We start from the raw sequence: 11,860 nt of genomic DNA on the forward strand, positions 1-11,860 counted from the left end.
CTAGCCCACCGGGGCGGGGGGGGGCTTGGGTGGGTGGGGGGGGCTGTTCTGTGCGGGGGGGGGGGGGGGTGGGGGGGGGGGGCGGGGGGGGGCCCCCCCCCCCCCCCCCCACGCTCATGACGGCTACCAGCCGCCGTCGCCGATCTCGACGCGGTCGCCGAAGCGGCCGCTGCCCGTACCGGGGTAGAAGTACAGCTTTCCTTCAGTGCCGGGCTCGGACTCGACGGCGGCCAGGTCACCGATACCGTCGCCGTTGAAGTCGGCGCCCGCGATGTCGGAGATCCCGTTCCAGCCGCCACGGCCGATCTCGACCCGGCTCTTCAGCTGGCCGGCACCCGTGCCGCCGTAGAGGAAGAGCTTGCCGGTGCCGGTCTCGGTGGCGATGAGGTCGTCCTTGCCGTCCTTGTCCACGTCACCAGGGCTGACCAGCTTGTTCATGCCGTTCCAGCCACCGTCACCGATCTCGACACGATCGCCGAGCGCGCCCAGGCCGTCCGCCTTGCCGGTGCCGGGATAGAGGAACAGCTTGCCCGTGCTGATCTCGGTCGCGCCGATGTCCTTCTTGCCGTCGCCGTTGAAGTCACCCACGAACAGATCCTTCAGACCGTTCCAACCACCACGACCGATCTCCACACGGTCACCGAGACCACGGCCATTGCCCTTGTAGAGGAACAGCTTGCCGCTGCTGACCTCGGTGCCGACCAGATCGTCCTTGCCGTCCTTGTCGAAATCACCGGCGACCAGGTCCTTCAGACCGTTCCACCCACCACGACCGATCTCGACCCGGTCACCGAGCCGGCCGCTGCCCTGACCCGCGTAGCTGAACAGCTTGCCGGTGGACACCTCCACCGCCACCAGGTCCTTCTTTCCGTCACTGTCGAAATCACCGGCGGTCAGGCTCGTCATGCCCGAGTCGGTGGGCTTGGCGGGGAACGGTTCGGCGTGGTCGTACGCCAGGCCGGCCTCCGCTCCGCAGCTGCCCCAGGCGCCCGCGCCCTGACCGGCGAGGATCTTCTCCGCGATGCGGATCTGCTGCTCCTTGGTGGCCAGGTCGGCGCGCGGGGCGTACTCGGTGCCGCCATAGGCCACCCAGGTGCTCTGCAGGATCTGAAGCCCGCCGTAGAGGTTGCTGTGGCCGGTGTTGATGTGCCAGTCGTCGGTGCTCTCGCAGTGCGCGACCTTGTCCCACGTCTCGACCGAAGCGGCGTTCGCCGTACCGCAGTTGAGGAAGGAGAGGACGGCGACGGGGGCGACGGCGGCGGCGATCAGGCCCTTGCGTATACGGATTGAGGCAGACATACGAAACCTGTTCGTGGAGAGAGAGGAGGAAATGGGCGCGAGCGAAAAGAGCTGCTACCAGCCGCCGTTGCCGATTTCGACGCGGTCGCCGAAGCGGCCGTCACCGGTGCCGGGGTAGAAGTACAGCTTGCCCTCGGCACCCGGCTCGGACTCGACAGCGGCCAGGTCACCGATACCGTCACCGTTGAAGTCGGCGCCCGCGATGTCGGAGATCCCGTTCCAGCCGCCTCGCCCGATCTCGACCCGGCTCTTCACCTGGCCGGCACCCGTGCCGCCGTAGAGGAACAGCTTGCCGGTGCCAGTCTCGGTGGCGATGAGGTCGTCCTTGCCGTCCTTGTCCACGTCACCAGGGCTGACCAGCTTGTTCATGCCGTTCCAGCCACCCTCACCGATCTCGACACGATCGCCGAGCGCGCCCAGGCCATCAGCCGTACCGTTGCCGGGGTAGAGGAACAGCTTGCCCGTGCTGATCTCGGTGGCGCCGATGTCCTTCTTGCCGTCGCCGTTGAAGTCACCCACGAACAGATCCTTCAGACCGTTCCAGCCACCACGACCGATCTCCACACGGTCACCGAGACCACGGCCATTGCCCTTGTAGAGGAACAGCTTGCCGCTGCTGATCTCAGTGCCGACCAGATCGTCCTTGCCGTCCTTGTCGAAATCACCGGCGACCAGGTCCTTCAGACCGTTCCAACCACCACGACCGATCTCGACCCGGTCACCGAGCCGGCCGCTGCCCCTGCCCGGGTAGCTGAACAGCTTGCCGGTGGACACCTCCACCGCCACCAGGTCCTTCTTCCCGTCACCGTCGAAATCACCGGCCGTCAGGCTCGTCATCCCGGGGTCCGCCGCGGCTGCCGGGGCCACATCGACGTAGTTGCGGTCGATGTACATCCTGACGCCGCCGTACGTCTCGTAGGTGTTGCCGGAGTACTGGTGGACGCGCTGACGGTCAGCCCAGTAGCCGGCCGGGATGTAGGGGTCGGCGGTGTCGGCCTTCCCGTTCCAGTTGGCTGTCCATACGACGTCGGGGCGGCGGTACGAGCCGTCGTCGTGGACCGAGGCGAGGTCGCTGATGCCGCTGGAGGCGGAACTGTAGACGCCGGAGCGGAAGCCGAGCTGCTTCACGCGCTCGGTCCAGGCGGAGAGGAAGGTGAGGACCGTGTCGCGGTAGCCGGGCTCGTACTGCTCCATGTCGAAGTACAGGACCGTGCCGGGGCCGAAGCCGAGGTCCCTGGCCTTCTTGGCCGCGTCGTCGGCGGCGTCCCGGCCGTCCTTGGCGGCGTTCTCGATGCGTGGGGCCTGCACGCCCACGTAGATGGGCAGGAGGTGCCAGCCGGCCCGGGACTGCGTCGACACCCATTCCGGGGTGAGGTTGGCCTGGGTCTTGCACCCGTGCTCGGCGCCGCCGATGTATACGCCCACACCACGGTAGGGAGAGTCGGCCCAAGCCTCCATCTTGGAGTCGGACGGGGCTTCGCAGGTGTCGAACGCCTTGCCCGTGAACCCCGTGCTCGGCGTGACGCCGGTCGGCGACGCCAGGGCCCGGGGCGCGGCGAGCCCGGGTGCGGGGGCCGGGCGCTGGGCCTTGGCGGGAGCGCCGTCGGGGGTCGCGGTCGCGAGGATCTTCCGGATGGCCGCCGAGGTCTCCCCGTAGGCGGCGGTCGCCTGCACGCCCCGCGACTCGAACGTCACCCGGACCGTCTTCCCCACGTCGGAAGGCAGCACGTCCGGCACGGACTTGCCTGCCGGGACCCGCACGGTGGGGATGCCCCCGCCAGGGGCGGCACCCGCGACGGGCTCGACGACCATGGCCTCGGTGCTCGGGGCGACGAGGTGCGCCGGGCACTTCTGGTCGGCACCGGGGTGGCCGAGGTAGAGCGTGTGCTGGTCGAAGCGGACGCAGGTGTCCGGCTGCCGGTCCAGGTCGACGACCTTCCAGTCGCCGGGGACCTGGAGCTTCAGCCCCTGGTACGTGACGGGGACAGTGGACGAGGCGGACGGGCCGCCGGGGGCGGCGGACGCCGTGCCCGCGATCTGGAGCGGAGTGGCGACGATGGCGGCGGCCGCCACGAGCGTGGCCAGGCGGCGCGTGTGCTGTTGCTGGGTCCTCATGGGTGACTACCAGCCGCCGTTGCCGATTTCGACGCGGTCGCCGAAGCGGCCGTCACCGGTGCCGGGGTAGAAGTACAGCTTGCCCTCGGCACCCGGCTCGGACTCGACAGCGGCCAGGTCACCGACACCGTCACCGTTGAAGTCGGCGCCCGCGATGCCGGAGATACCGTTCCAGCCGCCGCGCCCGATCTCGACCCGGCTCTTCACCTGGCCGGCACCCGTGCCGCCGTAGAGGAAGAGCTTGCCGGTGCCGGTCTCGGTGGCGATGAGGTCGTCCTTGCCGTCCTTGTCCACGTCACCAGGGCTGACCAGCTTGTTCATGCCGTTCCAGCCACCGTCACCGATCTCGACACGATCGCCGAGCGCGCCCAGGCCGTCCGCCTTGCCGGTGCCGGGGTAGAGGAACAGCTTGCCCGTGCTGATCTCGGTGGCGCCGATGTCCTTCTTGCCGTCGCCGTTGAAGTCACCCACGAACAGATCCTTCAGACCGTTCCAGCCGCCGCGACCGATCTCGACACGGTCACCGAGGCGGCCGAGGCCGGAGCCGGTACCCGTACCCGGGTAGAGGACGAGCTTGCCGGTGTTGACCTCGGTGGCGACCAGGTCGTCCTTGCCGTCCTTGTTGAAGTCGCCGGCGACGAGGTCCTTCAGACCGTTCCAACCACCACGACCGATCTCGACGCGATCGCCCAGGCGGCCGTTGCCCTGACCCGCGTAGCTGAACAGCTTGCCGGTGGACACCTCCACCGCCACGACGTCCTTCTTGCCGTCACCGTCGAAGTCACCGGCGGTCAGGCTGGTCATGCCGGGGTCGCTGGGGACGTCGTCGACGATGGAGTTGTTGCGGATCGGGTAGTAGCTCTCGGGGTCGTGGTCCGCGAAGTAGGTGTAGGGGATCTCGCGGTGGTGCACGCCGGACGAGGAGAACTCGTAGCCTATGTAGCGGGAATGGTCGGCGTTGGCCCACTTCTCGAAGATCACGATGTGGCCCTCATTGCCGAACTTGGGATTCAGCAGGGCGTCACCGGTCTTGAGTTCCTCCTTGGCGATGCGCTTGGACACGGGACCGAAGTAGGGCGTCGTGAGCGACTCGTCGAGGTTCCAGGCCATCGACACGTAGCCGGAGCAGTCCATGCGGTAGCCCTCGTGCCAGCCGCTCTGGTTGTAGACCAGGCCCTTGTCCACCCACGTCTTGGCGCGGTCGATGACCTCGCTCCGGGTGATCTTCGGCGCCGACTCGCTGCCGGTTCTGGGGGAGGCCACGAGGCCACGCTTCTTGGCGCCCTTGCCGGGCACCGGGGTGATCGGGCCCTGGCCGGAGCTTCCGTAACCGTCGTCCGAGGGCTTGGGCTTGGCCGCGGTGCCGGCGGCGTTCGTGGCTGCCGGCGCCGCCGTGGCGGCGGTCGCCGAGGCAACGACACCGCCCGTGAGGGCGGCGACGAGGCCGATGCCGATGGCGGACGTACGAAGGTAGGCATTCTTGGACAAGGGGTTCTCCTGTGCGAGGGCCTGCGGGCATGGCGAAGCGGGGCTCGACATGCCCATGACAGGCGGAAGGATGGACGGCTCGGCGGCGAGCGCGAGCGGGACGTTCATGGCCGGGAAGGGCGGGCGGTGGCCCGCCCGGATGTCACTCCCAGCCCATTACTGCCAGCCCATGGAGTGCTGGGCTGCCACCAGGGCATGGGCCGGGGCGAGGGCCGCGGCACCGAGCGCGAGGGCCATGACCGCGGCGGCCCGGGCGATACGGGTACGGAACATCTCTGGTGGTCCTCCGGGGGCGGGGCGGGCTGGGGGCGGAACGCCTGTCGGGTGACGGCCGGTTTCGGCCGAACCGGACGAACCGAACGAACCGGATCGCGGATCGAATCGCGGATCGGATCGCATCGCATCGCGTTCGGATCGGATCGGTTAAGATCGCGAATCGGACCGGGTCGTTGGCATCCCGCGGTGATGCCGGCCGGGCCCGCCCCGGCCGTCCTCCGGCTCGTGCGGGCGCTCCCCCGTCCTGTCCGTCAGTCCGGCGTTCCGTGCTGACGATGATCAGCTTCGCCGCCGGCCGGGGCCGGCGCAAGGCGTTCGGGGTGGACCGAAGCGGCCCTGGCCGGTTCGGTCCAGGAGGGCCCCGCGCACCAGGAGGGCTCGCGTACCGGCGAAGCCCCGCACGGACTCAGTCCGGCGGCGTCCCGGGGAGGGGCTTCCGGCAGAAGTCCATCAGGGGCGCCTGGGCGCTCACCACCTCCCACCCGCACAGCGCGGGCGAGGAGAGCAGGGCGCGCCGGCAGACCTGTTCCGCGCGGGACTCGGCGATCGCCAGCCGGTCCGCGAGCAGGTACATCCCGACGACGGGGTACGGCACGGCGCACGGGTGGACCACGACGTGTTCGACGCCGTCCTCGGGAAGCGCCTGGGAGAGGAACACTTCCCTGTCGGCGGGCAGGAGTTCCGCTCCGCTCCGGCCACGCAGGGCGACGTGCACGAGATACATGATCCCTAGCCTTACCAGGGACTTCACCCGCCCGCCAGGGCGGGATCCGGGGTGGTTCGGTCCCTGGCCGGAAACGGCCCCGGGGCCGGGCGTCATCCCGCTACCCAATCACTGGGTGCCATGTAATGATCACGAAGGTTTGGATGGAAATTCCGGCTTTCTGCCGGACTTCTCATGGGGGGCAGCACACACATGCTGGACACTTTGGGGCTCGACGCCGCATCCGAACGGGTCTACCGCGGGATGCTGGCCCTGCCGGGCGCGGGCGTGGGGGCCCTGGCCGAGCAGCTGGGAATGACCACCGACGAGGTCCGCCACGGCCTCGACGTGCTGAGCGAACTCTCCCTCGTGCGTCCCTCGGCGGAGCACGCGGGACAGTCGAGGGCGGTGGCGCCGGACATCGGCCTGGGCATCCTGATGGCCCGTCAGCATGCCCGGCTCGCCGAGCAGCAGCGGCGCCTGGAGGAGTCGCGGGCCGTGGCGGCGCAGCTCATCGCCGAGTTCGCCGACCGGCGCCCGGACTCGGTGGGCATCGCCGTCGAGCAGCTGACGGGGCTCGACGCGATCCGGGACCGGCTGGCCGGGCTCACCCGGGAGGTGCGGACGGAGGTGATGTCGTTCAGCCCCGGTGGCGCGCAGACGGAGGACAACATCGAGGCCGCCCGCCCCCTGGACCGGGAGCTGCTGGGCCGGGGTGTGCGGATGCGCACGGTCTACCTCGACAGCGTGCGGAACAGCCCGCACACCGTGGCGTACGCGCGGTGGCTGACCGATCTGGGCGGCGAGGTCCGCACGGCGGCCGCCCTGCCGGCCCGCATGATCATCGTCGATCGCACGACCGCGGTCATGCCGGTGGACAGTGAGGACAGCGCCGCCCGTGCGGTCGTTCTGACCGGGCAGGGCGTGCTCGCCGCGCTCTGCGCGCTGTTCGAGAACGTGTGGGCGTCCGCCGCGCGGTTCGGCGAGACCGCCGGCCGGGACGCGCTGGGCCTGACCGCTCAGGAGGCGGCCACGGTCCGGCTGCTGGCCGAGGGCCGCACCGACGAGGGCATCGCCAAGCGCCTGGGCGTCTCCCAGCGCACGGCCCGCCGCATCGCCACCGGCCTCATGGAACGCCTCGGCGCCCGCAGCCGCTTCGAGGCCGGCGCCCTGGCCGTACGAGCGGGCTGGCTGCCGTGCGGCTGCACGCCGGTCCGCGACCGCACTCCCGCTTGCGAGTGACCCCCAGGACCGGAATGACTGTTTCCGGCACGCCCCCGCCCCAGCCTCCCACCCCTCACACGAAAGCCCCCTGACCTGCGAGGCAGCAATCAGGGGGCTTTCGCGACACACAGCGCCGGCCTACGGCTCTCCGTCGCTCGGCGTCGCCGTGTCCTCTTTCGGAAGGATGAACCCTCTCACCGGCCGATCAACGCCGTCCCGCGCGGCGACGGCTCGGGCCTTCCTCATCGCTTCGACGATGTCCGCGTACCTGGGGTCGATCCATTCCACTGGCCCACTGCCCCTTCCGTCTCCGGGAAGGGGCAGCCTACGCGCCCGAGTCGCCCGGCTTGGGGATGATGACGATCGGACCACCGTCGTCGGAGTGCTGACAGTTCGCCGCCACAGCCAGGGCCAGCCCCTCCGTGGGACTTCCCCAGAGCTCCGCGTCGACCGAGAAACCCGCCTCCTCGATCAGGGTGACGGTTCGCTCGATCACCGCGGCGCTGTAGCGACCCGCGTCGGGGCGTTCCGGCGTGTGATGGACGAACAGCCCCAGGCGATCGCACAACCGACCGTACGTCCTGGTGTGCAGGATCAGGGCATGCCACCCCTCGTCCACCGCCCGCGACGGCACGACGGTCGCCCGGGGAAACCTCGCTGCGGCGACCATGAACTTCACGGCCTCGTCCACGATGCGCCCGGCCGTCTCTTCCGGCATGCCGGGGTTGTTGTCCATCACAGTGGCGCGGACCTCGCTGAACGCGTCACCGAGCAGTACACGTACATCGGTCACCAAGGGGTCAAAAGCACTGCCCTGCTGACGCCCGAGGTCGTACTGTCGAAGGCGTGGCCGAACCCAACGCGATCCTTCGCGCCGTCAGGATCAGCCTGCGGATGTCGCAAGACGACCTGGCCCACGCCATACGTCAGGCCGGAAAGGCGGCCGGCGAGCCGAACGACTGCGCCAAGCGGAACGTGCAGCGATGGGAGTCGGGGACGGTGCTGTGCCCCCGCCCCGTGTACGCCAGAGCCATGGAACGCGTCACGGGGCTCCCGATCGAGGCCCTGGGCTTCGCCCTGGCCATGCCGGGCGGCCGCGGTGCAGCGCAACGAGAGGCGGTGAACGTGGGAGCCGCAACAGCCCCGGGAGGTGCTGTCCCCATGCCCAAGCACAACGATCACGGCACCTTGTCGGGCATCTGGCTGTCCCGGTACGAGTACCACTCGTCAGGGCGGGGTGCCGACTTCACAGGTGAGCACTTCGTGGTCGTCATCCAGCACGGCAGCAAACTCACCGCGCGATCGCTGCCGGAAGGCTCCTCCAACCCCCACTCTCCGCTCACCCTCGATCTGACGGTGGAGGGCAACGTGGTCACGGGAACGTAGCGCGAGGAGACAGCACGGGACGGCTACTACGCCGGAGCCGTCTACCACGGAGCCATCCAGCTGCTGATCGAGCCGACCGGCCGCAGGATGACGGGGAAGTGGGTCGGCTTCGGCAAGGACTTCGACGTGAACACGGGCCCGTGGGAGCTGACCTTCAAGGATGCCTCGACGGCCAAGACCACCATGGACGCCTACAACCGCAAGCCATGACGCCCGCTCCAGGGCGCACGGGAAACGAAAGGGCCTCCGACCTGCGCTCGCGCAGGTCGGAGGCCCTGACCCAAAACGGCCGACGGACGAGACCGGCCTGTACGCCGGGTTCTGTCTCCCGGTCCCCTTGCGGGGGCCGGGGAGGCGGCCATCCATCTAGGCCTGCCGTTGCCGACAGGCTCGTGCGGTCTACCCGCGGACTCGGGCGGGCAGCCCTCGATCGTCCGCGCAGGGTCGTCGCCGTGAAGCGACGGCCCCTCTTGACCTTGCTCCGGGTGGGGTTTACCTAGCCGCCTGGGTCACCCCAGGCGCTGGTGGTCTCTTACACCACCGTTTCACCCTTACCGGGAATCCGAAGACCCCCGGCGGTCTGTTTTCTGTGGCACTGTCCCGCGGGTCACCCCGGGTGGGCGTTACCCACCACCCTGCCGTGTGGAGCCCGGACGTTCCTCGAAGGACCCGTGAAGGGTTCCTCGCGGCCGCCCGGCCGGCTCGTCCGCCGTGACGACCATGGTACCGGGCCTCACGCGGGCGCGAACCACACCTTCTCCCGTCCCGGGTTCGCCTGGATCACCCTGACCGCAGGCGCTCGCCGAGCGGCAGGGGCGGGCCGTCGCCGTCTCCCTCGACGTGGCCGGCGACGGGCGGGTCGGCGAGCCGTACGGTGCCCGCCGTGGAGCGGGAGGCGATCACATCGGTCACCCATCCGTCGAAGACCTCCCCGATCCGGTGGCGCAGCAGCGCCGCGTCGACCAGGTCCGCGCACTCCCGCTCCGCCTCCCCCGCCCGCCGCGCGCCCGCCTCCGTCTCCCCCGGCAGGCCGTCCAGCGCGGCCCGCACCCATTCGGGCGTCTCCCGCCCTCCCGCCGCCGCCACGCACAGCTCCCCCGTGTAGCGGTCGACGAGCCGCCGCAGCGGTGCCGTGCAGAGGGCGTACGGGGCGCCGAGCGCCGCGTGACCAGGGTCGGCCGGCGGGGGAGGGCGGTCGGGCGGTCCCGGTCGAAGACCGTGCAGCCGCCGCCCCGGGCGAGGGTCGCGCACTCCCGCAGGAACGCCGCGTGCCGGACGTCCGCCGGGTCCAGGGCCCGTACCGCCGCCGCGTACGGCACGCTCTCCGGCCAGGTGACGCCCAGGGCCCGCGCCACCCGGCGCAGCCGGGCCGCCGCTGCCGGCCCGGTCCCCGCCGGAGTCCGCAGGACGCCGGTGCCCGCGGCCAGCATCATCCGGGCCGCCGCCATGCCCGTCATCAGCGCCACCTGCGCGCTCCAGCCCGCCACGGGCGGCGGTGCCCGGTGGACCGCCACGCAGTGGCCGTCGGCGTGCCGGACGGTCTCCCGCAGCAGGGCCACCGGTTCCTCCGCCGTCCCCGCGTCGAACGGTGAACAGGGGTATGTCCGTCGCGTCGTACGCCGGTATCCGCGGCCGCCGCGCGGCCCTCTCGGCCTCGGCCGTCACCGCGGGCGGGAACGACACCGGTACGCGCGTGCGCTCGCGCAGCTCGCGCAGGGCGGACAGCAGCGGCGTGCGCTCCGTGTCCGTCACACGCGTCGGGCACCGGGGCATGGCGCCGAGCGTAGGGGCGGCACGGGCCCCCGGCACGGCGGGCAGGGCGGACAGGGCTGGAACCGACAGCGTTAGGGTGCAGAGGTCATCCGGGGCGGCCGGCCCGCGCCCGTCGCCCCCGCCCGTTCCCCGCACTCGTGAAGGAGACCCGCCGTGCTCGTCCTGTTGCCGCCGTCCGAAGGGAAGGCCACCGGTGGTACCGGGCCCGCCCTCGACACCGGGTCGCTGTCCCTGGGCAGCCTCGGCCCGGCCCGGGAGACGGTGCTGGCCGAGCTCGTGGAGCTGTGCTCCGGCGACGAGGACAAGGCCGCCGAGGTGCTGGGCCTGAGCCCCGGCCTGCGCGGCGAGATCGCCAAGAACGCCGGGCTGCGCACGGCCCCCACCCGCCCCGCCGGCGAGGTCTACACCGGCGTCCTCTACGACGCGCTGGGCCTCGCCACCCTCTCCCCCGCCGCGCGCCGGGCCGCGGGGCGGTCGCTGCTCGTCTTCTCCGGTCTGTGGGGCGCCGTCCGCGTCGACGACGCGATCCCCTCCTACCGCTGCTCGATGGGGGTCAAGCTGCCGGCCCTGGGCGCGCTCGGCGCGTACTGGCGCGGCCCCATGGCCGACGCGCTGCCCGACGCGGCCGGCGACGGGCTGGTGCTGGACCTGCGGTCGGCCGCCTACGCCACCGCCTGGAAGCCCAAGGGCGAGCTCGCCGGGCGGACGGCGACGGTCCGGGTCCTCCAGTCGAGGATCGTGAAGGGCGTGGAGAAGCGGTCGGTCGTCAGCCACTTCAACAAGGCCACGAAGGGCCGCCTCGTCCGCGACCTCCTCACCGCCGGCCTCGAACCCGCCGGACCGCGCGAGCTCGCGGAGGCGCTGCGCGACCTGGGGTACGCGGTCGAGGGCGACGACGCTCCCCCGAAGGCCGGCAAGCCGTGGGCGCTCGACGTGGTGGTGACCGAGCTGTAGGCGCCCGTGGGCGCCGGGCGGGTGAGCGGCGGACATCGGTCCGCCGTCCACCCGTTCGGGGGTGATCCGGTGGGCACCCGGGGGCCTGCCAACAGCGATCAGGGCAATGACACCAACGGGCGGCGAAAAGCGACCCGCTGACCGCATGTGAACGCGGCTGACCGGCGGACCGATAGCCTGCTGACCGCCATGAACGATTTCGTTGATGAAGCACGTTCGCGCGTCGCGCATCTGCTCCGGATGGCCAATACGAACGACAGCCGGGTCCGGGCACAGATCATCGAGTACGCCGACACGACTCCGGAACCGCCGGTGATGAGCCGGGGGGCCGGGATCGTCACCACCGGGTGCCGGCGCTGTCTGCGGACGGCGTGGCGGCAGCACGACTCCGAGGGCCCGTTGTGGGTGTGCGGGACGTGCGGGCACGTGGAGCCGATCGTGGTGCGGTGCCCCCACTGCGACCTCGACATGACGCCGCCGCGGATCGGCGATCCGGACCGCTGGGAGTGCCCCTCCTGCGCCTGGGTCGTGTCGACGACCGACCGCTGACGGCTCCCGGGGGGCCCCAGGGGGGGGGGGGGGGGGGGAGGGGGAAGAGGGGGGGGAGGGGAGGCAGGGGGGAGGTGTTGGTTCTCAAGAGCA

General features: G+C 71.1%; 10 protein-coding genes, 1 other RNA gene and 1 pseudogene. 4 read left to right on the top strand and 8 right to left on the bottom strand.

The genetic code is table 11. The annotated features are described in order from the left end of the window. Nucleotides 1-123: 123 nt before the first annotated feature. From AC07BS_RS34820 to AC07BS_RS34835, 4 genes are all read right to left on the bottom strand, one after another. Nucleotides 124-1,299, bottom strand: a complete 1,176-nt coding sequence (locus AC07BS_RS34820) for a transglycosylase family protein (protein ID WP_478935548.1) — start codon at nt 1,297-1,299, stop codon at nt 124-126. Between the two features lie 54 nt (nt 1,300-1,353). Continuing rightward, nucleotides 1,354-3,414, bottom strand: coding sequence for a glycoside hydrolase domain-containing protein (locus tag AC07BS_RS34825; protein ID WP_478935549.1), 2,061 nt, complete (start codon nt 3,412-3,414; stop codon nt 1,354-1,356). Nucleotides 3,415-3,420: 6 nt separating this feature from the next. After that, on the bottom strand, nt 3,421-4,902 hold the full coding sequence (locus AC07BS_RS34830; RefSeq protein ID WP_478935550.1) for an FG-GAP repeat domain-containing protein: 1,482 nt from the start codon (nt 4,900-4,902) through the stop codon (nt 3,421-3,423). A gap of 682 nt (nt 4,903-5,584) precedes the next feature. Then, nucleotides 5,585-5,902, bottom strand: a complete 318-nt coding sequence (locus tag AC07BS_RS34835) for a hypothetical protein (protein WP_478641253.1) — start codon at nt 5,900-5,902, stop codon at nt 5,585-5,587. Between the two features lie 192 nt (nt 5,903-6,094). On the opposite strand from AC07BS_RS34835, the gene AC07BS_RS34840 reads away from it, so the two are divergent. Next, entirely contained in the window at nt 6,095-7,123 is a 1,029-nt protein-coding gene (locus AC07BS_RS34840; RefSeq protein ID WP_478641254.1) for a LuxR C-terminal-related transcriptional regulator, read from the top strand. Nucleotides 7,124-7,243: 120 nt separating this feature from the next. On the opposite strand, the gene AC07BS_RS34845 is transcribed toward AC07BS_RS34840, so the two are convergent. Both AC07BS_RS34845 and AC07BS_RS34850 read right to left on the bottom strand, forming a co-directional pair. After that, nucleotides 7,244-7,393 (bottom strand): hypothetical protein, encoded by a 150-nt coding sequence (locus tag AC07BS_RS34845; RefSeq protein WP_478935551.1) that lies wholly within the window; start codon nt 7,391-7,393, stop codon nt 7,244-7,246. A 37-nt stretch (nt 7,394-7,430) separates the two neighbouring features. Further along, on the bottom strand, nt 7,431-7,898 hold the full coding sequence (locus tag AC07BS_RS34850) for a glycine-rich domain-containing protein (RefSeq protein ID WP_478935553.1): 468 nt from the start codon (nt 7,896-7,898) through the stop codon (nt 7,431-7,433). Nucleotides 7,899-7,999: 101 nt separating this feature from the next. Between AC07BS_RS34850 and AC07BS_RS34855 the strand changes: the two are divergent. Further along, a pseudogene (locus tag AC07BS_RS34855) lies at nt 8,000-8,701 on the top strand (XRE family transcriptional regulator). 83 nt (nt 8,702-8,784) lie between these two features. Here AC07BS_RS34855 and rnpB read toward each other — a convergent pair. Both rnpB and AC07BS_RS34865 read right to left on the bottom strand, forming a co-directional pair. Then, nucleotides 8,785-9,196, bottom strand: an RNA gene (rnpB, locus tag AC07BS_RS34860) — RNase P RNA component class A. 75 nt (nt 9,197-9,271) lie between these two features. Then, nucleotides 9,272-9,742: a hypothetical protein gene (locus AC07BS_RS34865; protein ID WP_478641258.1), complete on the bottom strand. Its 471-nt coding sequence runs from the start codon at nt 9,740-9,742 to the stop codon at nt 9,272-9,274. Between the two features lie 675 nt (nt 9,743-10,417). Here AC07BS_RS34865 and yaaA point away from each other — a divergent pair. Beyond that, complete coding sequence (gene yaaA / locus AC07BS_RS34870) at nt 10,418-11,218, top strand: peroxide stress protein YaaA (protein WP_478935554.1); 801 nt, start codon at nt 10,418-10,420, stop codon at nt 11,216-11,218. A gap of 189 nt (nt 11,219-11,407) precedes the next feature. Beyond that, nucleotides 11,408-11,767 carry a hypothetical protein gene (locus tag AC07BS_RS34875; RefSeq protein WP_478641260.1) on the top strand — a complete coding sequence of 120 codons (360 nt, stop codon included), beginning with the start codon at nt 11,408-11,410 and terminating at the stop codon, nt 11,765-11,767. Nucleotides 11,768-11,860: the final 93 nt, after the last annotated feature.

The organism is Streptomyces sp. NPDC044063 (genome assembly GCF_056434285.1).

Bases quoted from the DNA above. Each gene is read 5' to 3' on its own strand.
- AC07BS_RS34875 (WP_478641260.1), top strand. From the start codon at position 11,408: ATGAACGATTTCGTTGATGAAGCACGTTCGCGCGTCGCGCATCTGCTC.
- AC07BS_RS34820 (WP_478935548.1), bottom strand. From the start codon at position 1,299: ATGTCTGCCTCAATCCGTATACGCAAGGGCCTGATCGCCGCCGCCGTC.
- AC07BS_RS34840 (WP_478641254.1), top strand. From the start codon at position 6,095: ATGCTGGACACTTTGGGGCTCGACGCCGCATCCGAACGGGTCTACCGC.
- AC07BS_RS34825 (WP_478935549.1), bottom strand. From the start codon at position 3,414: ATGAGGACCCAGCAACAGCACACGCGCCGCCTGGCCACGCTCGTGGCG.
- AC07BS_RS34835 (WP_478641253.1), bottom strand. From the start codon at position 5,902: ATGTATCTCGTGCACGTCGCCCTGCGTGGCCGGAGCGGAGCGGAACTC.